The organism is Streptoalloteichus hindustanus, from assembly GCF_900129375.1.
Classification (GTDB): domain Bacteria; phylum Actinomycetota; class Actinomycetes; order Mycobacteriales; family Pseudonocardiaceae; genus Streptoalloteichus; species Streptoalloteichus hindustanus.
Window position 1 is genome coordinate 77,283 of sequence record NZ_FQVN01000010.1, and the last position, 23,562, is coordinate 100,844.

At 73.2% G+C, this 23,562-nt stretch carries 20 protein-coding genes, 1 tRNA gene and 1 riboswitch; of the genes, 9 read left to right on the plus strand and 12 right to left on the minus strand.

Features of this window, described 5'->3' with window-relative positions:
• Nucleotides 1-63: 63 nt before the first annotated feature.
• On the minus strand, nt 64-660 hold the full coding sequence (locus BUE43_RS26310; RefSeq protein WP_073488501.1) for a TetR/AcrR family transcriptional regulator: 597 nt from the start codon (nt 658-660) through the stop codon (nt 64-66).
• Between the two features lie 182 nt (nt 661-842).
• Nucleotides 843-1,784 (minus strand): acyl-CoA desaturase, encoded by a 942-nt coding sequence (locus BUE43_RS26315; protein ID WP_073488308.1) that lies wholly within the window; start codon nt 1,782-1,784, stop codon nt 843-845.
• 200 nt (nt 1,785-1,984) lie between these two features.
• Here BUE43_RS26315 and BUE43_RS26320 point away from each other — a divergent pair, with 200 nt between their 5' ends.
• The 6 genes from BUE43_RS26320 (at nt 1,985) to BUE43_RS26345 (ending at nt 8,610) form a co-directional block, all read left to right on the plus strand.
• Nucleotides 1,985-3,151 carry an alpha/beta hydrolase family protein gene (locus BUE43_RS26320; protein WP_073488311.1) on the plus strand — a complete coding sequence of 389 codons (1,167 nt, stop codon included), beginning with the start codon at nt 1,985-1,987 and terminating at the stop codon, nt 3,149-3,151.
• Between the two features lie 150 nt (nt 3,152-3,301).
• Nucleotides 3,302-3,372: transfer RNA gene (locus tag BUE43_RS26325), tRNA-Gln, on the plus strand.
• A 111-nt stretch (nt 3,373-3,483) separates the two neighbouring features.
• A complete protein-coding gene (locus tag BUE43_RS26330; RefSeq protein WP_234995939.1) occupies nt 3,484-5,091 on the plus strand; it encodes a GGDEF domain-containing protein in 1,608 nt (535 codons plus the stop codon).
• 177 nt (nt 5,092-5,268) lie between these two features.
• On the plus strand, nt 5,269-6,888 hold the full coding sequence (gene glmU, locus BUE43_RS26335; protein ID WP_083960180.1) for a bifunctional UDP-N-acetylglucosamine diphosphorylase/glucosamine-1-phosphate N-acetyltransferase GlmU: 1,620 nt from the start codon (nt 5,269-5,271) through the stop codon (nt 6,886-6,888).
• A gap of 17 nt (nt 6,889-6,905) precedes the next feature.
• Complete coding sequence (locus BUE43_RS26340) at nt 6,906-7,877, plus strand: ribose-phosphate diphosphokinase (RefSeq protein WP_200797676.1); 972 nt, start codon at nt 6,906-6,908, stop codon at nt 7,875-7,877.
• A 409-nt stretch (nt 7,878-8,286) separates the two neighbouring features.
• Nucleotides 8,287-8,610: a hypothetical protein gene (locus tag BUE43_RS26345; protein WP_073488317.1), complete on the plus strand. Its 324-nt coding sequence runs from the start codon at nt 8,287-8,289 to the stop codon at nt 8,608-8,610.
• 144 nt (nt 8,611-8,754) lie between these two features.
• Here BUE43_RS26345 and BUE43_RS26350 read toward each other — a convergent pair whose 3' ends face one another.
• Nucleotides 8,755-9,387, minus strand: coding sequence for an NAD(P)-dependent oxidoreductase (locus tag BUE43_RS26350; protein ID WP_073488321.1), 633 nt, complete (start codon nt 9,385-9,387; stop codon nt 8,755-8,757).
• 79 nt (nt 9,388-9,466) lie between these two features.
• Between BUE43_RS26350 and BUE43_RS26355 the strand changes: the two genes are divergently transcribed.
• From BUE43_RS26355 to pth, 3 genes are all read left to right on the plus strand, one after another.
• Nucleotides 9,467-9,874 carry a winged helix-turn-helix transcriptional regulator gene (locus tag BUE43_RS26355; RefSeq protein WP_073488324.1) on the plus strand — a complete coding sequence of 136 codons (408 nt, stop codon included), beginning with the start codon at nt 9,467-9,469 and terminating at the stop codon, nt 9,872-9,874.
• A 192-nt stretch (nt 9,875-10,066) separates the two neighbouring features.
• On the plus strand, nt 10,067-10,687 hold the full coding sequence (locus tag BUE43_RS26360; protein WP_073488327.1) for a 50S ribosomal protein L25/general stress protein Ctc: 621 nt from the start codon (nt 10,067-10,069) through the stop codon (nt 10,685-10,687).
• 196 nt (nt 10,688-10,883) lie between these two features.
• Complete coding sequence (gene pth / locus BUE43_RS26365) at nt 10,884-11,459, plus strand: aminoacyl-tRNA hydrolase (RefSeq protein ID WP_073488330.1); 576 nt, start codon at nt 10,884-10,886, stop codon at nt 11,457-11,459.
• 84 nt (nt 11,460-11,543) lie between these two features.
• On the opposite strand, the gene BUE43_RS26370 is transcribed toward pth, so the two are convergent.
• The 9 genes from BUE43_RS26370 to BUE43_RS26415 all read right to left on the minus strand — a co-directional run bounded on the left by BUE43_RS26370 (nt 11,544) and on the right by BUE43_RS26415 (nt 23,466).
• The gene (locus tag BUE43_RS26370) at nt 11,544-13,256 is read right to left on the minus strand and encodes a fatty acyl-AMP ligase (protein WP_073488333.1); all 1,713 of its coding nucleotides are present in this window, start codon (nt 13,254-13,256) and stop codon (nt 11,544-11,546) included.
• A 531-nt stretch (nt 13,257-13,787) separates the two neighbouring features.
• On the minus strand, nt 13,788-15,584 hold the full coding sequence (locus BUE43_RS26380) for an ABC-F family ATP-binding cassette domain-containing protein (protein ID WP_073488340.1): 1,797 nt from the start codon (nt 15,582-15,584) through the stop codon (nt 13,788-13,790).
• A 90-nt stretch (nt 15,585-15,674) separates the two neighbouring features.
• A complete protein-coding gene (locus tag BUE43_RS26385; protein ID WP_073488343.1) occupies nt 15,675-16,640 on the minus strand; it encodes a 4-(cytidine 5'-diphospho)-2-C-methyl-D-erythritol kinase in 966 nt (321 codons plus the stop codon).
• A 275-nt stretch (nt 16,641-16,915) separates the two neighbouring features.
• Nucleotides 16,916-17,740, minus strand: a complete 825-nt coding sequence (locus BUE43_RS26390; RefSeq protein WP_073488346.1) for a MetQ/NlpA family ABC transporter substrate-binding protein — start codon at nt 17,738-17,740, stop codon at nt 16,916-16,918.
• A 107-nt stretch (nt 17,741-17,847) separates the two neighbouring features.
• Nucleotides 17,848-18,531, minus strand: a complete 684-nt coding sequence (locus BUE43_RS26395; RefSeq protein ID WP_073488349.1) for a methionine ABC transporter permease — start codon at nt 18,529-18,531, stop codon at nt 17,848-17,850.
• A complete protein-coding gene (locus BUE43_RS26400; protein ID WP_073488351.1) occupies nt 18,528-19,553 on the minus strand; it encodes a methionine ABC transporter ATP-binding protein in 1,026 nt (341 codons plus the stop codon). Before BUE43_RS26400 ends, BUE43_RS26395 begins: the two co-directional genes overlap by 4 nt.
• A gap of 196 nt (nt 19,554-19,749) precedes the next feature.
• Nucleotides 19,750-19,839: riboswitch (SAM riboswitch) on the minus strand.
• A 501-nt stretch (nt 19,840-20,340) separates the two neighbouring features.
• Nucleotides 20,341-21,225: a 16S rRNA (adenine(1518)-N(6)/adenine(1519)-N(6))-dimethyltransferase RsmA gene (rsmA, locus tag BUE43_RS26405; RefSeq protein WP_073488354.1), complete on the minus strand. Its 885-nt coding sequence runs from the start codon at nt 21,223-21,225 to the stop codon at nt 20,341-20,343.
• A 10-nt stretch (nt 21,226-21,235) separates the two neighbouring features.
• Entirely contained in the window at nt 21,236-22,333 is a 1,098-nt protein-coding gene (locus tag BUE43_RS35380) for a ubiquitin-like domain-containing protein (protein WP_073488357.1), read from the minus strand.
• Between the two features lie 299 nt (nt 22,334-22,632).
• The gene (locus BUE43_RS26415) at nt 22,633-23,466 is read right to left on the minus strand and encodes a TatD family hydrolase (protein WP_073488360.1); all 834 of its coding nucleotides are present in this window, start codon (nt 23,464-23,466) and stop codon (nt 22,633-22,635) included.
• Nucleotides 23,467-23,562 lie beyond the last annotated feature (96 nt).

Sequence of the window (23,562 nt, forward strand, 5' to 3'; positions counted from 1 at the left end):
CGACGAGTCCACCGCGCGCAGCCGAGTCCACTGTGGACATATGAATCCACTGTGGACGAAGCTTCAGCGGCGGGTGCGGAGCTGCGGTTTGTGCTCCAGGTGCGACAGGCCCTTCCAGGCGAGGTTGACCAGGTGCGCGGCCACCTCGTCCTTCTTGGGCTTGCGCACCTCCAACCACCACTGGCCGGTGAGCGCCACCATGCCGACCAGCGCCTGGCTGTAGAGCGCGGCGAGCTTCGGCTCGTAGCCGCGGGCGTCGAACTGAACGCCCAGGATGTGCTCGACCTGACTGGCGATGTCGTTGAGCAGGCTGGAGAACGTGCCGCTCGCGCTGGCGACCGGGGAGTCGCGGACGAGGATACGGAAGCCGTCCGTGCAGTCCTCGATGTAGTCCAGCAGCGCGGTCGCCGCCTGCTCCAGGAGCTGACGCGGGTGCCCGCCGGTGAGCGCGGAGACGATGCGGTCCAGCAGGTTGCGCATCTCCCGGTCCACGACGACCGCGTAGAGCCCCTCCTTGCCGCCGAAGTGCTCGTACACCACGGGTTTGCTGACGCCGGCCCGGTGCGCGATCTCCTCGATGGAGGTGGCCTCGAAGCCCTTCTCCGCGAACAGCGCGCGGCCGATGTCGAGCAGCTGCTCGCGGCGTTCCTTGCCGGTCATCCGGACCCGGGCCACCTTGGCGTCGCCTCCCCCGGACCCGTCCTCCCGGGTTCGCCCTCGCCGTCGCACCGCCACCCGAACAGCCTAGATGACGAGGGCGAACGCCGGGCCGTACGCGCCAACGCCGCCGACGATCGGAGTCGTGGGCGGCACGGGCGCATACGGCTCCACCGGGTTCACCGTCACTTGGCGCTGATGCGGGCGAGCCGCTGCGGCGTCGGCCAGCGCACGTTCCACACCCAGCCGAACTTCTCGAACAGCCAGATCGTCCTGGCCGAGATGTCGATCTGACCGCGCAGCACGCCGTGCCGCGCGCAGGTCGGGTCGGCGTGGTGCAGGTTGTGCCACGCCTCGCCGAAGGACACGATGGCCAGCGGCCAGAAGTTCGCCGCCTTGTCCCTGCTGGCGAACGGCCGCTCGCCGATCATGTGGCAGATCGAGTTCACCGACCACGTGATGTGGTGCAGCGCGGCGACCCGGACCAGCCCGGCCCAGAAGAAGCCGGTGAGCGCACCCCACCAGGTCCAGGTGATCAGACCGCCCAGCACGCCGGGCAGCAGCAGGCTCAGCGCGGTCCACAGGACGAAGAGCCGGTCCACGGCGACGATGTCGCGGTCGGCGACCAGGTCGGGCGCGAACCGCTCCTTGTTCGTCGACTCCCGCTCGAACAGCCACCCCATGTGGGCGTGCCAGAAGCCCTTGGTCAACGCCCACGGCGAGGAGCCGAACAGCCACGGCGAGTGCGGGTCGCCCTCCTTGTCGGAGTAGGCGTGGTGGCGGCGGTGGTCGGCCACCCAGTCCACGACCGAGCCCTGCACGGCGGTGCTGCCGGCGACCGCGAGCGCGACCCGCAGGGCGCGCTTGGCCTTGAACGAGCCGTGGGTGAAGTGCCGGTGGTAGCCGACGGTCACGCCGAGGCCGCTGATCGCGTAGAAGGCCACGAACAGGGCGACGTCCACCCAGCCCAGCCCCCAGCCCCACGCCAGCGGCACGGCGGCGACCAGGGCCAGGGTCGGGAGGATCACGAAGAGGTACACGGAGACCTGGGCGGTGACGCCGCGGGGCTCCTCGAACATCGGTTTCGGCGCCCGCTCCGACGCGGGGGCCTCCTGGGCGAGGGTCATGCGCTGCTACCTCGGTGTCGGGAGACGGCAAGCCGTTCAAACCTACGGCTACGGAACCGTAACCTACGCCAGCGTAAGTTGCCGGCGACCGGAGCGCCAGAGCCGCCTCCCCACCGGCGGCGTGTCGTCCCCGCCACACCAGGCGTGTCGCGCCGACCACCCCAACCTCCCCCCGACGTCGGAGGGCGGAGGATGTGCCGATGCGCTCCGTCACCAACCGCAGTCGTCGACGTCGCCGGATCGGGTTTTTTGTCGCTCTGACGGTGGTCGTGGTGTTGCTGACAGGCAGCACCGGCGGGGCCTGGTACTACAGCGCGGAGCTGCTCCAGCCCGACCGCGTCCAGGCGGTCGACTACCCCGAGAAGGTGATCAGCGTCCGGCCGGAGGGGCCGGACGCGTCCGTGGTGCTGACCGAGTCCGCCCGCACCGCCAAACCCGGCACCTGGGGGCTGGAGTGGGCGACCGGCTCCGTGCGGGTGGGCGACGTCCTGCGCCGCGGCGACGGCCGGGTGGAGCGGCGCCTCGTCGCCGGCGCGCCCCCCGAGGGCGCCAGCGTCCGCATGACCAGCGACGTGTGGCACGGCGACCCGCGCAGCGCGCACGGCCTGGAGTTCACCGACGTGGCGGTGCGCACCGAGCTGGGTGACGCGCCCGCCTGGTTCGTGCCGGCGCCCGCCACGGCGCCGGCCACCGCCGACACCCCGTGGGTGATCACCGTGCACGGGCGGGGCGCCACCCGGCGCGAGTCGCTGCGGGCGCTGCCCGTGGTGCACCGGCTCGGCCTGCCGGTGCTGGCCATCACCTACCGCAACGACGTGGGCGCGCCGGCCTCCCCCGACGGGCTGTTCCACCTGGGCGACACCGAGTGGCGGGACGTGGAGGCCGCGATGCGCTACGCCCGGGACAAGGGCGCGCAGCGGGTCGTGCTGTACGGCTGGTCGATGGGCGGGGCGATCGTGGGTCAGCTGCTCGCCCGGTCCGAGCTGGCGTCGATGGTGAGCAAGGTGGTGCTGGACGCGCCCGTCCTGAGCTGGCGGCGGACGCTGGACCTCCAGGCCGGCAACCGGGGGGTGCCCAGCGCGTTCACCCCGGTCGCCGAGCTGGTCTCCGGCTGGCGGGCCGACCTGGACTTCGACCGGTTCGAGCTGGCCGCCCACCCGCCGGCCGCGAAGCCCCCGACGCTGCTGCTGCACGGCTCCGCCGACCGCACGGTGCCGGTGCAGACCTCCCGGGAGCTGGCCGCCGCCGCGCCGGGTCTGGGCTGGCCGGTGCGGTACGTCGAGTTCCCCGACGCCGAGCACGTCGCGGAGTGGAACGCCGACCCGGCCCGGTACGAGAGCGCGGTCAGCGAGTTCCTGCGCGGGTGACGACCGCCCGCACCCGCGCCGACCTGCGGCGGAGCGCGTCGCCCCCCGGACGGGGGCAAGATCACAGTCTCGTCGGCGTTCTGATCCGCCGCCCGGATGTGCCACGATGTCGATCGGTGGAGTCCGCGCCTCGCGCGCGGGCGTCGCCGTTCCGCCGTGGTGTAACGGCAGCACCTCGGATTTTGGTTCCGATGGTCCAGGTTCGAATCCTGGCGGCGGAGCTGCCGGGGCCACCCCCGCCGGCAGCGGTGGTGGCCGGGACCGGCCCTGCCCACAGGGGGTGTTCGCCGCTGCAGGATGCCGCCAGCGACCCGGGGCCCACGTTGGGCGAGGTGTCCGACGCGTGGCTGCTGGCCCGTGCCCGCGAGCTGATCGCCCACGCCCAGCGCGCGGAGGCCGACGGCCAACTGGCCGCCGCCGACGAGGCGCGCCTGCTGCTCGCCGAGGCCCAGCTCCGGGACGAGCCGTGGACCCTCGGCCAGGTCCTGCGGGCGAACGCGGTGGTCCGGCTGGTCACGCCCGCGCTGGTCGACACCGCCGACCCGGTCCTGGACGAGCTGCTCCAGCACGCCCGACGCCACGACCTGGTCGTGCTGGAGTCCGACGCCTTCGCGCTGCGCGGCTCGCGCGCCCTGCAGGTGGGCAACGAGGACATCGCGCTGTCCTCGATCGCCACCGCGCTGGCGATGCTCGACAACCCCGTGCCCGAACCGCTGGTCACCAAGCGCATCTGGGAGCGGATGCTGGCCACCGCCCTGGTGGACATCGGCCTGGTGCTGATCCAGCTCGGCGTGCACGAGATCGCCGACGAGGTGCTGGCCAGGGCGCACCAGTGCGTCCGCAACAACGGCGGCCCGCACGAGATCTCGGTGCACCTCATCAACCGGGTGAAACTGCTCATCGGCTGGGGCCTGCGGCTGGAGCGGGTGGGCAGGGACCGGGCCGCCCAGGAGCGCTTCGACACGGCCGCGGCGATCGCGGTGGCCGTGGAGGGGCCGTGGCGGGAGTCGCTGTTCCCCCGCAGGGAGGACCTGCCGGCCTGGGAGCAGCTCCCCGTGCTGGGCGCGGCGTTCGCGCTGGCCAGGCCGGGCGGCGAGCACGTGCCGCTGCTGCGGTCGTTACTCGACTCGTCGATCTACCCCAAGGAGGAGATCCTCGTCGCGCTCGCCCTGGCCCGGTGCCTGGAGCTCGACGGCCACCCGGAGGAGGCGTTGCGGGTGCTGGCGACCTCGCGCAAGCACCTGGCCGAGGACACCTCGGAGCCGGCACTGCGGTTGTCCCTGGTCCGCGAGTTCGCCCGGCTGTCCGGCCCGGACGGCGGGGAGGTGACGATGAGCGCCCTGGAGCAGTACACCTACGAGCTGGAGACCGAGCTGTGGTCGCTGCGGCAGGCGCGCATCGCCACGCTGATGACCCGGCTGGAGCACGAGCGGCTGAGCCGCCGGGCCGGCGCGATCGCGGTGGCGGCCTTCCAGGACCCGCTGACCGGGCTGCCCAACCGCCGGGCGCTCGACGAGCACCTGGTCGTCCTGCTGGAGGAGGCGCGGGAGCAGCCGCTGTCGGTGGCGCTGGTCGACCTCGACGGCTTCAAGGAGGTCAACGACCGGTGCTCGCACGCCGAGGGCGACCACGTCCTGCGGCTGGTGGCCAGCACCCTCCGCAACGCGCTGCGGCTGGACGACGTGGTCACCCGGTACGGCGGTGACGAGTTCGTCGTGCTGCTGCCCGGCGCCCCGCTGCCCGCCGCGGAGGCGGCGCTGCAGCGCGCGGTGGACACGGTCGCGCAGCTCCCGCTCACCTTCTCCCGGGGTGTGACGTTGTCGGTGGGTGTGGTGGCCGCCAACCCCGCCGACTCCGGCACCGAGGTGCTCGCCCGCGCCGACGCCGCGATGTACCAGGCGAAACGCCGGGGCGGCAACCAGATCGCCACCGGCGGTTAGCCCCCGTCCCCGCCACCGGCCCGCGCTGTCGATCACCCCCGGCGAGCTGGGCCGAACCGCGACGACGTCGTCGTCCCGAACGCACCGTAGGATCGGTACCCCGGAGGGCCTCGGCGCCCCTGGGCCACCGCCTTGCGGCGCCCCACCGATCAGCGACGACGGATCTAGGGAGAGCTGATGCTCCAGGGCGGGACCGCCTCAGCCTGCTCCGCGACCGACCGCACCCCGACCGACGCCGACACGGACCGGACCGGTGCCGACCCGACCAGCGCGGCCCGGACCAGCGCGAACCCGGTCGACCCCACCCCGGCCGGCCCGGTGACAGCCGTGGTCCTGGCCGCCGGCGAGGGCACCCGGATGCGCTCGGCGACACCCAAGGTGCTGCACCCGGTCGCCGGTCGCCCCCTCGTGGAGCACGCGGTGCGCGCGGCGGCCGGCATCGACCCGGCGCACCTGGTCGTCGTGGTGGGCCACGGCCGCGACGCGGTCGGCGAGCACCTGACCGGCCTGGCCACGCGCCTGGGCCGCGAGCTGGGCGCCGCGGTCCAGGAGGAGCAGCGGGGCACCGGGCACGCCGTGGGCTGCGCGCTCGACGTCCTGCCCGCCGACCTGACCGGCACCGTCGTGGTCAGCTACGGCGACGTGCCGCTGCTCGACGCGGACACGCTGCGCGCCCTGCTCGTCGAGCACGCGCGGGCCGGCAACGCGGTGACCGTCCTCACCACCGTCGTGGCGGACCCGACCGGCTACGGCCGCATCCTGCGCGAGGCCGACGGCGCCGTCGCGGGCATCGTCGAGCACAAGGACGCCAGCGCGGAGCAGCGGGCCATCACGGAGATCAACTCCGGGGTGTACGCGTTCGACGCCGAGGTGCTGCGGGACGGGCTCGGCCGGATCTCCACCGACAACGTCCAGGGCGAGCTCTACCTGACCGACGTGCTGGGCGTGGCCAGGGGCGACGGCCGGCGGGTCGGCGCGCTGGTCTGCGACGACCCGTGGCTGGTCGAGGGCGTCAACGACCGCGTGCAGCTCGCCCGGCTCGGCGGCGAGCTGAACCGCCGGCTGCTGGAGCGGTGGATGCGGGCCGGCGTCACCGTCGTCGACCCGGCCTCGGTCTGGCTGGACGCCGACGTGGAGCTGGCCAGGGACGTCGTGCTGGAGCCCGGGGTGCAGCTGCGGGCCGGCACGACGGTCGGCGAGGGCGCGGTGGTCGGGCCGGACACCACGCTCGTCGGCTGCGTCGTGCACCCGGGCGCGACGGTCGTGCGCACCCACGGCACCGGCGCCGAGATCGGCGCGAACGCCTCGGTGGGGCCGTTCGCCTACCTGCGGCCGGGCACCCGGTTGGGCGTCTCCGGCAAGGTCGGCGCGTTCGTCGAGGTGAAGAACTCCGACATCGGCGCCGGCAGCAAGGTGCCGCACCTGAGCTACGTGGGCGACGCCACCATCGGGGACCACAGCAACATCGGCGCCGCCACGGTTTTCGTGAACTACGACGGGGAGCGCAAGCACCGGACCGTCATCGGGTCCCACTGCCGCACCGGCTCGGACAACATGTTCGTGGCTCCGGTCCAGGTGGGTGACGGCGCCTACACGGCAGCCGGCTCGGTGATCACCCACGATGTGCCGCCCGGCGCGATGGCGGTCGCCCGCGCCCGGCAGCGCAACGTCGAGGGCTGGGTGGCCCGGCGGCGTCCGGGCAGCCCCGCCGACCAGGCCGCCCAGCGCGCCCTCACCGCCCTGGAGACGGGCGCGGCCGACGGCGCGGCTGGGGACACCCATGGGGAGGGAGAATGAGCATGGGCGTCAGCGCGATGTCCGCGACACCGAAGAAGAGCCTCATGCTCTTCTCCGGGCGCGCGCACCCGGAGCTGGCCGAGGAGGTGGCCAAGCACCTGGACGTGACGATCACGCCCCAGTCGGCCTACGACTTCGCCAACGGCGAGATCTTCGTCCGGTTCGAGGAGTCCGTCCGGGGCTGCGACGCGTTCGTCATCCAGAGCCACTGCGCGCCGATCAACCAGTGGCTGATGGAGCAGCTGATCATGGTGGACGCGCTGAAGCGCGCCAGCGCCAAGCGGATCACCGTGATCATGCCGTTCTACCCGTACGCGCGGCAGGACAAGAAGCACCGCGGCCGGGAGCCGATCTCGGCGCGGCTGGTGGCCGACCTGTTCAAGACCGCGGGCGCGGACCGGATCATGACCGTTGACCTGCACACCGCGCAGATCCAGGGCTTCTTCGACGGCCCGGTGGACCACCTGTGGGCGATGCCGCTGCTGGCCTCGCACGTCAAGGAGAAGTACTCCGGCTCGGACATCACCGTGGTCTCGCCGGACGCCGGCCGGACCAAGCTGGCCGAGAAGTGGGCGGACACGCTCGGCGGTTACCCGATCGCGTTCATCCACAAGACCCGCGACCCGCTCAAGCCGAACGAGGTCGTGGCCAACCGGGTGGTGGGCGAGGTGCGGGGCCGCACCTGCGTGGTGATCGACGATATGGTCGACACCGGCGGCACCATCGCCAAGGCGGCCGAGCAGCTGCTGGCCGAGGGCGCGAAGGACGTCATCATCGCGGCCACGCACGGCGTGCTGTCCCGGGACGCGGCGGACCGGCTGGCGAACAGCGGCGCCCGCGAGGTGATCTTCACTGACACCCTGCCGATCCCGGAGGAGAAGCGGTTCCCGCAGCTCACCGTGCTCTCCATCGCCCCGCTGCTGGCCAGGGCGATCCAGGAGGTCTTCGAGGACGGCTCGGTGACGAGCCTGTTCGACGGCAACGCCTGAGCACGACGCCGAGAAAGGCGGCGCGTCCCCGTCCGCGGGGCGCGCCGCCTTTTCCGTTCCCGTGCGCCGCGAACGCCCGTTCGCCCCGAAAAGGGACACCTGCCCCCATTTCCCCCCGAGGACAGCCCCCACCCGCCCTGGGGGGCGAGCCCCGCTCCAGCCTATCCACCCAACACCAGCCGTGACCAGCACATCACCTTGCGCTGTGGACAACTCCGGGCGCCTGTGCACAACTCAGGCAAATGGTTTGACAGAAAGCCCCACGGCACTCACCACGAATGTGCAGCTTTCCGACACCGGAGCGTGAAGCAGAACACGGCCCAGCGACAGGTATTTCCCCATTCGGGGGAACCGAATCGGTCGCGACCACGTCGATCTGCCCGGCGTACAACGAGTCGGAGGTGACGACGTGCTGGTCTGGACGGGTTGGGGAGTTCTCGTCTTCGTGCTGCTGGCCCTCGGCGGCGGTGGCGGCACCGGGATCGGGGTCGCGCTCGGTGGGGCGACCGACCACGCGAACCTGGGCACCGCGGTCGGGCTGGCGGTGGCCGGCGTGGCGATCTGGTTCCTCGGTCAGCGGCTCAACCGGCCGGTCCAGGGCTTCCACCCGCAGACCGGTCAGCCGGTGATGTTCCGCAACCAGCACCGCTTCTTCTTCGTGCCGATGCAGTACTTCGGCCCGCTGGCCGGCGTGGGCGCCGTCGTGGCCGCCGTCATCGCCCTCACCTCCTGAGCGCGACGAGCCCAGAGCACGCGAAAAGGCCGCTCCCCTTCAGGGGAGCGGCCTTTTCGCTCATCTCCGGCCGCACGCGCGCCGGTCGCCCTGCCCGCCCCGGGCGGCACCGGGCACCCGGCACCCGGCACCCGACACCCGAACTCAGTACGCCACGGTGAACCGCTGACGCGTGTGCGCCGGCTTCTCCACCTCGTCGAGCAGGGCCACCGCGTAGTCCTCGGCGGAGATCCTGGACGTGCCGGCCGCGTCGACCAGGAGCTGGTCGCCGCCGAGCCGGAACCGCCCGGTCCGCTCGCCCGGCGCGATCTCCGCCGCCGGCGAGAGGAAGGTCCACTCGACGTCGGCGCCCTCGGCGCGCACGACCTCCAACGCGTCCCGCTGCGCCCGCGCCTCGGCCTGGTACGCCTCGGGGAAGTCCGGCGTGTCCACCAGGAGCACGCCGGGCGCGACCTCCAGGCTGCCGGCCCCGCCCACGACGGCCAGCCGGACGCCGGCGGTCCGCGCGGCGTCGAGCAGTCGACGGGCGGCGTCGGCCAGGGTGCCCTCGGGCGAGACCCGCGGCGAGATCGCACTGATCACGACGTCGGCGCCGGCCGCGACGTCGGCGAGGAACCCGGCGTCGAACACGCTGCCGGTCCGGGCGGTCACGCCGGCCCGCTCGGCCAGCCCCGCGGTGTTCCGCGCGACCGCGGTCACGGTGTGCCCCCGGCGGACGGCCTCGTCGAGCACCCGGCTCCCGATCATGCCGGTGGCGCCGATCAGTACGAGCTTCATGTCCCACTCCTGTCGTTCTCGCAGGTCGGCTCACGGTAACTACTGGTTATCGAGTACTTCAACGTGCTATAGATACCCTGTGGTTACCGAAGAACCCGCCGAGGCGCGGGAGCCGGACCTGCACAACCCCGACTGCCCGACCCGGCTGGTGCTGGACCGGATCGGCGACCGGTGGACCGTCCTCGTGGTGCTCCTGCTCTCCCGGCAGAGCCCGATGCGGTTCACCGAGCTGCGGCGCGGTGTGGGGGGTATCGCACCGAAGGTGCTCACCCAGACCCTGCGGGCGCTGGAACGGGACGGGCTGATCAAGCGGACCGTGTACGCGGAGGTCCCGCCACGCGTGGAGTACGAGCTCACGGCGTTGGGCGCCTCCCTGCGCACCCCCATCACGGCCATCGGCCGCTGGGCGGAGCGTCACGTCTCGGAGGTGCTCGACGCGCGCGCGAACTACGACGGCGACCAGAGCGGAGATCAGGTCGACGCCTGAACCGCACCCCGGTTCGCACCCGCCGGAAGCACCGCCTACACTTTCCGGGTTGCCTCGGCGAGGGTGGGCCTCGCGCCTGGCGTGATCGACGCGGCGGCGCTGATGCCGCGCGCTGTCCTCACCCCACCGCGCCCCCCGCCGCCGCAGGCCGAAGACCCGATCACCCGCCCGACGTCATCGAGGAGCACCACCGTGTCCGAGGTCCGTCTCGCCGCCGAGCCGCGCACCGAGTTTGGCAAGGGCGCCGCCCGTCGCACCCGCCGCGCCGGCAAGATCCCCGCGGTGCTCTACGGTCACGGCTCTGACCCGAAGCACCTGGCGCTGCCCGCGCTCGAGTTCGCCCGCGTGGTCCGCGAGCACGGCCACAACGCCGTGCTGACCCTGGACCTGGGCGACGGCAACAGCGAGCTCGCGCTGACCAAGACCGTCACCACGCACCCCATCAAGAACTACATCGAGCACGTCGACCTGCTGCTGGTCCAGCGGGGCGAGCAGGTCACCGTCGACGTGCCGGTGGTCGTCACCGGCGAGCCGGCCCCGGCCACGCTCCTGACCCAGGAGCTGACCGTGGTCTCGCTGCAGGCCGAGGCGCTGCACATCCCCGAGCAGGTCGAGGTGTCCGTGGCCGGTGTCGCGGCCGGCACCCAGATCCACGCCAGCGAGCTGGTGCTGCCGCGCGGCGTCACCCTCGCGACCGACGCCGAGGCCCTGGTCGTGAACATCGTCCCGGCGCCGACCGCCGCCCAGCTCGAGGCCGAGGGCACCACCACCGTCGAGGCCGGCGAGCCCGCGGAGGCCACCGCCGAGGCGTGAGCCGCAGGCCCTCAGACGTCGGGCATGACGGGCACTGTCGGGCGCTAGTCAGGCACCAGGCCGTGCCGGGCGCGACGACCAACGAACGTCGTGGCCGGAACCGGCCAACGAGGCGCCGACACGAACGGCGCGTCACCCTCCGGGGCGGCGCGCCGTTCGTGCTCACCGAGTGCGGAACCGGAACGGGGAGCGACACGTGACGGAGGAGCTGGCGCTGGTGGTCGGCCTGGGCAACCCCGGGCCGGACTACGCGGGCAACCGGCACAACGCGGGGTTCATGGTGCTGGACGAGCTGGCCGCGCGGATGGGCGGCCGGTTCAAGGCGCACCGCAGCGGCGCGGAGGTCGTCGAGGGCCGGCTCGCCGGTCGGCGGGCCGTGCTGGTCAAGCCCCGCTCGTTCATGAACGTCTCGGGCGGCCCGGTGGTCGGCGCCGCCCGGTTCTACAAGGTCGCGCCGGCCGCCCTGATCGTCGTGCACGACGAGCTGGACGTCGACTTCGGCGCGGTGCGGCTCAAGCTGGGCGGCGGCGAGGGCGGCCACAACGGCCTGCGCTCGATCTCCAAGTCGCTCGGCGCCAAGGACTACTACCGCGTGCGGTTCGGCATCGGCCGGCCGCCGGGTCGGATGGACCCCGCGGACTACGTGCTGCGCGACTTCTCCAGCGTGGAGCGCAAGGAACTGCCGTTCGTCGTGGACCGCTGCGCCGACGCCGTGGAGTCGCTGATGACCGACGGCATCGAGGTCGCGCAGAACAAGTTCCACGCGCCCTGAGGCTCGTCGCCGCACGTTCTCCGTCGCTCGCCCCTTCTCCCCTGCCGTCCCGGCCGCGGAGCGAGCTGACGGCCCCCGGGGAGATCAGGCGTCGATCAGAGGCGCGAGCCGGTCCCGCGCGGCGGCGCGACGCAGCTTGCCCGAGGGCGTCTTGGGCAGGCTCGACGGCGGGAGCACCACGACGCTGACCGGGCGCGCCCCGACGGCGTCCATCACCCGGGCGGTCACCTCCTTGCGCAGCGTCCGCTCGGCCGCCGGGTCACCGGCGAGCCGGGACTCCACCGCCACCGCGAAGCGCTCGCGCCGGCTGCCGGCGTCCAGCCGCAGCGCGACCGCGTTGCCGGCCCGCACCCCGTCGACCGCGCACGCGGCGCGCTCGATGTCGGTCGGGTAGATGTTGCGCCCGCCCAGGATGATCACGTCCTTGCGCCGCCCGCACACCACGACCTCGCCCCCCACGAGGTAGCCCTCGTCGCCGGTGTCCAGCCAGCCGTCCGCGTCCTGGGTCGGCACCGGCCCGTCGGTGGTGAGGTAGCCGGGGGTGACCGAGGTGCCGCGCAGCCGGATCAGACCGACCTCCCGCTCCCCCAGCGCGCGCCCCCGCTCGTCCACCACCCGCACCTCCAGGCCGGCCAGCGGCGGTCCGAGCAGCGGGAACGCGCGGACGGCCGAGCTCGCTGAGCTCGCCGGGACCGCCTCCGTCCCCGCCTCCGTCCCCGTCCCCGCCGGCGGCACCGGCACCGGCACCGCGCGCCCGCCGCCGGCCAGCGCCTCGGCGTCGACGACGTCCAGCCGCAGGCCGGCGCCCAGCGGGGCGAAGGACACGCCCAAGGACGCCTCGGCCATGCCGTAGGCGCACACCATGCACTCCGGCCGCAGCCCGAACCGCGCGCCGGCGGACAGGAAGGTCCGAACCGCGTCGGGGTCGATCGGCTCGGCGCCGTTCAACGCGAACCGCAGCGTGGACAGGTCGAGCGCGCCGTCCTCCGCCTTGGCCAGCCTCCGGCCGGCGACGGCGTAGGCGAAGTTCGGGCCGGCGGTCACCGTCCCGCCGTACTCGCTGACCAGCTCCAGCCACAGCAGGGGCCGGCCGAGGAAGTCGGCGGGCGTGGCCTTGACCAGTTCCAGGCCGAAGGCCATCGGCGCGGTCAGGCAGCCGACCATGCCCATGTCGTGGAACAGCGGCAGCCACGACACCACCACGTCGTGGTCGGCGTCGAGCCGGGCCGCCTCGGTCATCGCGGCGAGGTTCGCCGCGAGGTTGTCGTGGGTGATGCGCACGGCCTTCGGGTCGGCGGTCGAGCCGCTGGTGAGCTGGAGCAGCGCCGTGCGGTCGCCGTCGACCGGCACCGGGTCGACCAACGGGGTCCCGGTCAGCTCGGTGATCCGGCGGAACGCGACCTGGTGCTGGCGGAGGACGTCGCCGACGGCGTCGAACGGGTCGCCGAGCAGCACCAGGCGCGCGTCGACCATCGCCAGGACGCGCAGGGTGTCGGCCGCCCAGGTCGCCAGGTCCGTCCGGGCCGTCGGCTGGTGCAACATCGTGACGCTGCCGCCGGCCAGCCACACCGCCTGGACGGCGGGCGCGATCAGGGCCGGGTCGCCGGCGAGGACGGCGACGGCGTCGCCCGGCAGCACGCCGTCGGCGGAGAGCGCCCCACCCATCCACAGGGCCTCGCGGTGCACCTCGGCCCAGGTCCGACGGGTGGGACGGGCGGGCGCTCCGGTGGTCATGCCGCGCTCAAGGCCCCCGACGCTCCGCGCCGTGGCCACCAGCAGGTCCACGAACCGGCTCATGCTGCGGAGAGTACGACCGGAGATCGACTCGCGGTCCCCCTCCGACCCGACAAAAACCCGACCGGGGCGTTGTCGGGAGAGAACGAGTGACAGGGGCGACGGAGGGTCGACGAACAACGTGCCCGGTAGCGACCGAAAGTGTCAAAATCGTCACTTTTAGTGAGATTGCCCGGCTGGACCGAAGCCGTCCGTGCGGTCAGAGCACCCCTCGTCGCGCCGGTCAGGAGCCGAGCTGGCAACGACAGCGAGCAGGTGCGGGAGGTGGTCGGCGACCGGGAACCGGAGCCGGGCGGCGAAGACGCGTCCCACCTGCTCGCGCTGGTGCTGACGCCCGTGCTGGCCGCCGCCGGGATCGTCCTCTTCCCCACCAGCGACCCCAGGACCAAGGCGGCCCCCGGCCAGGTGCGGAAAGAAGGCGGGATGAGGCTCCGTCACGTTCGGCGGCCGACGCGCCGGCGCACCGCCGAGGCACGACCACTCCTGAGGCGGGCCGTCAGAGTGGTCGTGCGCCTCAGGAGTGATCGCGTCGCCTCAGGACACCTGCTCGGCCAGCTCCATCCAGCGCTGCTCGACCTCGTCCTTCTCCGCGAGCACCGTCCGCAGCTCGGCGTCCAGGGCCAGCAACCGGTCCGGCTCGGTGGCCGCCGCCGCCAGTGCGGCGTGCAGCTCGGCCTCGCGGCCGGTGAGCCGGTCGAGCTGCCGCTCCAGCCTGGTCAGCTCCTTCTGCGCGGCCCGCAGGTCGGCACCCGAGGGGCCGCCGCCCCTGGCGGCCGGCTCGGCCGGGCGCGCCTCCTCGGCCACCCTGGCCACCGGGCTGGCCGCGCCCTCCCGCCGCTGGAGGTACTCCTCGATGCCGCCGGGCAGGTGCGTGATGCGCCCGTCGCCGAACAACGCGACGACGCCGTCGCACACCCGCTCCACCAGGTACCGGTCGTGCGAGACCACGACCAGCGTTCCGGGCCACGAGTCGAGCAGGTCCTCCAACTGCTGGAGGGTGTCGATGTCCAGGTCGTTGGTGGGCTCGTCGAGCAGCAGGACGTTCGGCTCGGCCATCAGCAGCCGGGCGAGCTGGAGGCGGCGCCGCTCGCCGCCGGACAGGTCGGACACGGGTGTCCACTGCCGGCCCTGCGGGAAGCCGAACCGCTCGGCGAGCTGCGAGGCGGACAGCTCCTGCTTGCCGAGCTGCACGCGGCGCGCGACCTCCTCGATCGCCTCCAGCACCCGCAGCTCGCCGGGGAGGTCGTGCAGCTCCTGCGACAGGTGCGCCAACCGCACGGTCTGGCCCTGGACGCGGACGCCCGCCTCCGGCTCGCGGTCGCCGGCCAGCAGGCGCAGCAGCGTGGTCTTGCCCGACCCGTTCACGCCGACGAGGCCGACCCGGTCGCCGGGGCCGATCCGCCAGGTCACGCCGTCGAGCAGGACCCGGCCCTCGTCGCCGGGGATGGCCAGCGAGACGTCCTCCAGCTCCAGTACGGTGCGGCCCAGCCGGCGCTTCGCGAAGGCCAGCAGCTCGACGTTGTCCCTGGGCGGCGGCACGTCGGAGATCAGCGCCTCGGCGGCCTCGATCCGGAACCTCGGCTTGGAGGTGCGGGCCGGCGCGCCGCGCCGCAGCCAGGCGAGCTCCTTGCGGGCCAGGTTGCGCCGCTTCTCCTCCAGCGTCTCGGCCAGCCGGGCCCGCTCGGCGCGGGCGAACACCCAGTCCGCGTAGCCGCCCTCGTACTGCTCGACGCGGCCGCCGACGACCTCCCAGGTGCGGGTGCAGACCGTGTCCAGGAACCACCGGTCGTGGGTGACCACGACCAGGGCGCAGCGGCGCGCGAGCAGGTGGTCGGCCAGCCACCGCACGCCCTCGACGTCCAGGTGGTTGGTGGGCTCGTCGAGCACCACCAGGTCCAGGTCGCGGACCAGGGCCGCGGCCAGGGCCACCCGGCGGCGCTCCCCGCCGGACAGCGGCCCGACCCGGGTGTCCAGGCCGAGCGCGGAGATGCCCAGCCCGTCCAGGACGGACCGGACGCGGGGGTCGGCGGCCCACTCGTGGTCGGCGTCGTGGCCGAGCGGGTCGATCACGCACTCGCGGATGGTGGCCTCCGGCGCCAGCTCGGAGCGCTGGGTGACCACGGCCATCCGCAGGTCTCGGGTGCGGCTCACCCGGCCGTCGTCGGGCGGCTCGACGCCGGCCAGCACCTCCAGCAGCGTGGTCTTGCCGCCGCCGTTGAGCCCGACGACGCCGATCCGGTCGCCGGTGTTGACGCCGAGCGAGACGGCGTCGAGCAGGGTGCGGACACCGAAGCTCTTGCTGACCGACTCCAGGTTGACCAGGTTGGCCACGGAACTCTTTTCCTCCTGCGCGCCTGTGCGCGACGACGCTCGTCCGGCGTTCCCCGTCTCCGTCCCCGTGCCGGGGTGGGAACGCGGAGCCTACGCGTGGACCTCGGGCGGGGTGGGCCGGCTGGGCTCCTCGCTGGCGACGACCCGGGCGCCGGGCACCGGGCCCTGCGCCACGCGCACCGTCCGGCACACCCCGGCGCCGGAGAGCTCGGCGGCCACCCGGACGGCGGCTCCGGCATCGCTGCACAGAAAGGCGCAGGTGGGGCCGGAGCCGGAGATGATGCCGACGAGGGCGCCGGCGGCGACGCCGGCGCGCAGCGTGCGGCGCAGCGAGGGCCGCAGCGAGACGGCCGCCGACTGCAGGTCGTTGCCCAGCAGCAGGGCGAGCTGCCGGGGGTCGCCGGTGGCCAGGGCCTCCAGCACCGGCTCGACCGCCCCCACCCGCGGCGGCCGGCTCTCCTCCCGGAGCCGGTCCAGCTCCCGGTAGACGTCCGGGGTGGACAGGCCCCGCCGGTCCAGCGCGATCACCCAGTGGAACACGTGCCGGCCGAGCACGGGGACGAGCCGCTCGCCGCGGCCGGTGCCGAGCGCGGTGTTGCCGTAGAGCGCGAAGGGCACGTCGCTGCCCAGCCGGGCGCCCACCTCGGCGAGCTCGTCGCGGGTCATGTCGAGCTTCCACAGCGCGGCCAGGCCCACCAGGGTGGCGGCGGCGTCGGCGCTGCCGCCGGCCATCCCGCCGGCGACCGGGATGCCCTTGCGGATCACCACCCGGACCTTGGGGTCGTACGGGTCGCGGCCGGTGCGCTCGGCCAGCGCCTGCACGGCGCGCCAGGCGAGGTTGGAGGCGTCGGTGGGGACGGTGGCCGCCCCCTCGCCGTGGACCTCGACGCCGGGGTCGTCGGCGACGGCCACGGTGACCTCGTCGGTCAACGACAACGCCTGGAAGACGGTGACCAACTCGTGGTAACCGTCCGGCCGAACGTCACCGACGGACAGGTGCAGGTTGACCTTGGCCGGCACGCGGACGGTGACCGGTGGAGGGACGACGGCGAGCACGTCCGTCGAGCCTACGCGGCGTTGGGCCCGCCTCGCACTTAGCCGGCTCACCACCGCACCTCCGCCCACCTCGCGCCACCACGTCGGTGGACTCCGCTCACCCCGTGGAACACCCTGTCCACCCTGTCCATCCGCTCCACCCCGAACGGGGGCAGCCCGGACTCCGATCGTCCCCTATCCGGGTAAACCCGCGGTGACGACACCCGATCGGGGTCGAACACGCCGGCGGCGGTCCCGGGGCGTGGCCGCCCCGGGACCGCCGCCGGCCCTCGCGCTCAGCTCGTGGCCGAGGTGACCGCGCCCTTGAAGTTCTTCTCGATGTACTCCTTGACCTTCGGCGAGGTCAGCAGCTCCTGCAGCTTCTTGATCCGCTCGTCGTTGGCGAGCTCGGGCCGGGTGACCAGGCCGTTGGCGTACGGGTTGCCCTCGGCCTTCTCCACCGCGAGCGCGCTCTTGAGGTCCTGGCCGGCCTGCAGCGCGTAGTTGCCGTTGATGACGGCGGCGTCCACCTCGTCCAGGCTGCGCGGCACCTGGGCCGCCTCCAGCTCGACGATCTGCAGGTTCTTCGGGTTCTTGGTGACGTCGTTCTTGGTGGCGGTCCGCTCGGTGCCCGCCTTGAGCTCCAGGACGCCGCTCTGCGCGAGCAGGGTCAGCGCGCGGGCCTCGTTGGTCGGGTCGTTGGGCACCGCGACCTTGGCGCCGTCGCCGAGCTCGGCCAGCGACTTCACGCCCTTCCTGGAGAACGCCGCGAGCGGCTCCAGGTGGACGGGGCCGACCCACTGCAGCTTCACGCCCTTGTCGGCCTCGAACTTCTCCAGGTAGGGCTTGTGCTGGAAGTAGTTGGCGTCCAGGCTCTTCTCCGCAAGCGACGTGTTCGGCGTCACGTAGTCGGTGATCTCGACGACCTCGAGCTTGAGGCCCTTGTCCTTGGCCAGCTCGTCCTTGACGTAGTTGAGGATCTGGGCGTGCGGCACCGGGCTCGCGCCGACCCGCAGCGGCGCGTCGGGGTTCTTGGCGGCGTCGGAGCCGCCGCCGCAGGCCGCCAGGCCCAGGGTCACGGTGGTGGCCAGCACGGCCGCGGTGAGGGCGCGGAATCGCATGGGAGGGTCCTTTCGGGTGCGCGTCGACCCGCCGCCGGGCGTGCGTCGACGCGGGACCGGGCGGCTGCCCGGTTCGTCGGGGTGAGTGTGCGGAGCTGGAGGGAGCGTCAGGCGTTGACGCGCCGGCGTCGGTCGAGCAGTCGGGCGACGCGGTCGAAGCCGAACTGCACCACGATCACCAGCGCCGCGAGGACCACGATCGACGCGATCATCACGCGGGTGTCGTAGCGCTGGTAGCCGTACCGGATGGCGAGGTCGCCGAGGCCGCCGGCGCCGACGACGCCGGCCATGGCCGAGTAGCCGACCAGGGCGACCAGGGTGACGCCGATGGCGCCGACCAGGCCGGGCGCCGACTCGCGGAGCAGCACGCTGTGCACGATCTTCATCCGGCTCGCGCCGGTCGTCACCGCGGCCTCCACGACCGTGGCGTCGACCTCGCGCAGCGCGTTGTCGACCAGCCGGGCCACGAAGGGCACCGCGCCGACCGTGAGCGGCACGATCGCCGCGTCGGCACCCAGCGTGGTCCCGGAGACGACCTTGGTGAACGGCGAGATCGCCAGCAGCAGGATGATGAACGGCATCGAGCGGCCGACGTCGACCACGAGGGACAGCAAGCGGTGCAGCAGGCGCTGCGGGCTCAGTCCGCCGGGCGCGGTCACATGGAGCAGCACCCCGAGCGGGACGCCGAACAGCGCCGCGAACACCGTCGCCACGCCCACCATGTAGATCGTGTCACCGGTCGCCTCCAGCACGAGCTGGAAGACCTTGGACCAAGGCGTTTCCGCCTTCACGCAGCTACCTCCTCGCGTGTGGCGCGCTGCACCACACCGCCGTGCTCGGTGATGAAGTCCAGCGCCGCGTCCGCGCGGTCGCCGGACAGGCCGACGCGGAACCGCGCGACCGGGGTGTCCGCGAGCCGGGTCAGGCCGCCGCCCAGCACCGCGAGCTGCACGCCGAAGCGGGTGGACGCCTCGGGCAGCAGCGCGCCGACCGCGGCGAAGCCGACCAGCGTGACGTCGGCGATGCGGTCGAACCGGCCGTAGCCCCGCTCACTGTCCACACTGGACAGTCCAGTGATCTGGTCGGTGGTGGGCAGCAGGGCCGACGCGGTGCGACTCTCCCGCGCCACCAGGTCGAGCACCTTGCCGTGCTCGACGACGCGCCCCTTCTCCAGGACCGCGACGTCGTCGCAGATCCGCCGCACCACGTCCATGTCGTGGGTCACGATCAGCACGGTGACGCCCAACTCGGCGCGGGCGCGGTCGAGCACGCCCAGCACCGACGCGGTCGTCTCCGGGTCCAGGGCCGAGGTCGGCTCGTCGGCCAGCAGCACCGAGGGGCTGCCCGCCAGGGCCCTGGCGATCGCCACGCGCTGCCGCTGACCACCGGAGAGCTGGTCCGGGTACGCGCCGGCCTTGTCGGCCAGGCCGACCAGGTCGAGCAGCTCCAGCACCCGGGCGCGGCGCTGCAACCGGGCCGCGCCGGCCGACTCCAGCGGGAGCGCGACGTTGCCAGCGGCTGTGCGTTGCCGCAACAGTGAATCCCCTTGTGGCACAACACCAATCCGGCGCCGCGCGGCCCGCAGGGCGGCGCCGCCGAGGCTGACCAGGTCGGTGCCGTCGACCCGGATCGCCCCGGAGTCCGGCTTCTCCAGCAACGCGACGCACCGCGCGAGGGTCGACTTGCCAGCACCGCTCTGACCCACGACGCCGCACACGGTGCCCTGCGGCACCTCCAGCGAGACGCCGTCCAGCGCGACGAGGGTCTCGCCGCGTCCTCGGAAGGTCTTGACCAGGTTCTCGACAGTGATCACGTCAACTCCAGGGCAGCACGCGACCGGGCGCCTCCGCCGCGCGGCCGGCGGGTACGGCGGCGCGGAGGCGTCCGATGGGGACTCAGGAAGGGGAAATGCGCTGGATCAGGCGTCGGCGCGGCGACAGCCGGACGCGGTGCGTCGGCACTGGTCGACCACACGCCGACGCGTGAGCATTCGTTGACGAGGCATCTCGGCTCCATCGCTCCTGGCGTTAGCACCTGCCCCCGAGGGGTGGTTGCTGCGGCGTCAACGAGCCAGGTCTCTCGGCCGCTCGGGATGGATTGCCCGGACAGTAGACAGCACGCGTCCCACGAATGGCAAGCCCAGGGCCGTCCCAGGACGTGGATCGTTCGCCACATCACACCCGCGGCCGAACGCATCCCGTGGTATCGCACCACTCGGTGATCGCACAATCACTCGACGTGCGGTTCCCCGGCGAGGGTTGTCGTGCCGTCCCGGCCCCGGGCTCAAGCCGCGCCGGGCACGACTCCCGCCGCCCGCGCTCTCGCCGAGAGGCAGACCACAGGCCGACGCCGTGCGTGCGTCGTTCGTCGCCTACAGGCCTTGGTAAGGGGGACCCCCCACTTCCAACATCCCATCCGGGGCCGACAGAAACCGGCCGGCGAGGGTCGCCCAGCGGGGCGAAACACGCGGAAAGGCCCCGAGCGGGTGGTGGCCACCCCGGACCAGCTAGATCCTTGAGGTGGCCGCGCTCGGGGCCTCGTCGGGCTGTGCAGACGGCGCCGGCACATTGTCCAGCGCCATCGCTGGAAGCGAACCAGGGCTACAGCGTGGCCGCGACCTCGGCGATCCGCGCGAAGTCCCCGATCCCCAACTGCTCGCCCCGCGTGGAGGGGTCGACGCCCGCCGCGCGGAGCACCGCCTCGGCGCGGACGGCGGAGCCGGCCCAGCCGGCGAGGGCGGCGCGCAGGGTCTTGCGCCGCTGCGCGAAGGCGGCGTCGACGACCGCGAACACCGCGTCCCGGTTCACGGACGACGGCGGTTCCCGCCGGGTGAGCGCCACCAGTCCGGAGTCCACGTTCGGCACCGGCCAGAAGACGCTGCGCGGCACCGGGCCCGCGCGCCGCACGTCGGCGTACCAGGCTGCTTTGGCACTGGGCACGCCGTAGGTCCGGCTGCCGGGCGGCGCGGCCAACCGGTCGGCCACCTCGGCCTGCACCATCACCAGGCCGTGCCGCAGCGTCGGCAGCTCCGCCAACAGGTGCAGCACCACCGGCACGGCCACGTTGTACGGGAGGTTCGCGACCAGGGAGGTGGGCTCGGGCGCGCCGATCCGCTCGGCGCTGACCCGCATGGCGTCGGCCGGCACGACACGCAGCCGGTCGGCCAGCTCGGGCGCGCGCTCCCGCGCGGTGCGCGGCAGCCGCTCGGCGAGCACGGGGTCGATCTCCACCGCGACGACGGCGCGGCAGGCGGGCAGCAGGGCCAGCGTCAGCGAGCCGAGGCCGGGCCCGACCTCCAACGCCACGTCGTCGGGCCGCAGCTCGGCCGCGGCCACGATGCGACGCACCGTGTTGGTGTCGTGCACGAAGTTCTGCCCCAGCTTCTTGGTGGGGCGCACTCCCAGCTCCTCGGCGAGCTGGCGGACGTCGGCCGGGCCGAGGAGCTGACTGCTCCCCGGCCCGGCCGGTGTGAGGTCTTCTGCCACGGGAGAGAAACTACTTCGGCAGGCTGAGCTTGTCCGCGCAGTGCGGCCACGCGCTGTACCCGCCGCCCCGGCGTTCCCGCACCTTGGTGGCCACCGCGATCTGCTGCTCGCGGCTGGCCTGGTGCGGGTACTCGGCGTACTGGCCGCCACCGTTGGCGTCCCAGGTGCCCTTGTTGAACTGGAGGCCGCCGTAGTAGCCGTTGCCGGTGTTGGCCGCCCAGTTGCCGGTGGCCTCGCACTGCGCGAGCTTGTCCCAGACGGCGCCGTCGACGACCGGCTTGGTGCCCACGCGGACCTTCTTGGGCTTGGGCTCCTTGGTCACCTTGACCGAGACCTGCTCGCGGGCGGTCTCCTTGCCGTTGACCCTGGTGACCTTGAGGACGAGGGTCTTCTCGCCCGGCTCGCCCTTGTCCTCGACCTTCTGCGTGCCCTTGACCAGCTCGGGGTCGTCGACCTTCTCCTCGGGCGGCTCGATCTTCTGCTTCTCGGTGACCTCCTCGACCCGGATCCGGGTGACCTCGATCCGGCTGCCGCCGGTCAGCGAGGTCACCCCCGCCGGGTTGACCGTGTCGGACTGTTCGAGGGCCAGTCCCAGCTCGCGGAGCAGCTCCTCGACGGTGGCGGCGTTGGTGGCGACCTCGCGGGGCTTGGCGCCGCCGTCGACGAGGGTGACCACCTTCGCGGTGCGCAGGTCGAGGGACATGCCCTCCAGCGGGATGCGTCGGGCGCGGTCCGCGGAGACCACCGCGCCGGAGGAGTGCATGCCGAGCTGCCGCAGGGCGTCCTCGACGGTCAGGGCCGTCGTCCAGACCTCGCGGCTCCTGCCGTCCACGGTCATCCGCAGCAGTCGGCCGCGCTTGAGGACGATCCGGCTGCCGTCGCCGATCGTGGCGTTCGAGGCCGGGGCCAGCGCGTCGTGCTCGCCGGCGCGCAGCCCGGCGGCGTCGAGGGCCGCGCCGACCGTCGAGGCGAAGGTGTTCAGCTCACGCGTCTCGCCGTCCACGGAGATCGTGACGGACTTGTCCATGGCCACGGCGGTGGCGCCGCCGCCGGTGAGGACCAGGAGCGTGGCCGCGACGGCTGCCCTGGCCAACGTGCGTTTGCTCACCTGTTGTCCTGTCATCGGGGTTCCGGGCAGGGGAGAGTGCGCGTCGACGGCGTCACGGGGGAATGACGCGGCCGATCTCCCGCGAATCGGCGGAACAACACCGTGGGCGACGTCGTCGGCTCGCACCTCGACGTCGGCGCCCGGCGGCGCCCGGTTCGCGGGGCACCGGGGGATCTCCCCATCCCGGCTGTCGGTAACGGGACGCTAACGGAAGATCGCGTTCAGAACAATGTCGCCGGAACCCCTTTTTGGATCAAACACTGAACGTGGAGAGGAGCTCCGGCGCTAACCACGTTGCGTCACAAAGAAGGGATCTCGGCGAGTCGGAAAACGCGCTCGGCCGTCGCCGTGACGGCTGAGACCAACCCAACAAGGTCATCCCCGCGCAGCGCGGCGAGATCACGCAACGTGTACGGCACGCAGTACGGCTCGTTGGGCCGTCCCCGGAACGGATGGGGCGTGAGGAACGGGGCGTCGGTCTCCACCAGCATCTGGTCCGGTGGCGTCAGCCGGGCGGCCTCCCGCAGCGCGCCCGCGTTGCGGAAGGTCACCGTGCCCGCGAAGGACAGCACGTACCCCGCGTCGAGGCAGCGGCGGGCGAAGTCGGCGTCGCCGGAGAAGCAGTGGAAGACCACCGTGTCCGGGGCTCCCTCCTCGGCCAGGATCCGCAGGACGTCCTCGTGCGCGTCCCGGTCGTGGATCATCAACGGCTTGCCGACCCGCTTGGCGAGGTCGATGTGCCAGCGGAACGCCTCGTGCTGGGCGTGCGGCGGCGAGTAGTCCCAGTAGTAGTCCAGGCCGGTCTCGCCGATCGCGACGACGCGCGGCTGGCGCGCCAGCTCCTCCAGCGTCGCGCGGTCCCGGTCGTCGAAGTTCGCGGTCCGGGTGGGGTGCAGGGCGACGGCGGCGAACACGCGGTCGTCCCAGGTGGCGGCGCGGGCCGCCCACCGGGCCGAGTCCAGGTCGTCGGCGACGGTGACCACGCGCGTGACGCCGACGGCCGCGGCGCGGTCGACCGCGGCGGTGACGTCGGCGGCGTCCGCGCAGCCGATGGCGTCCAGGTGGGTGTGCGCGTCAACCGCCGGCGCCGGAAGGGGTTCCGGTGCGGGCGGGCGCTCTCCGTTACGCGCCAAGGAGTTCCCCTCAGTCCACAGTGGTCCGTCGTGTCCACGGTGGACGGACCGGGCGCCGGGCGCGCCGTCTGTCCACCGTGGACACGACGGTGGGTT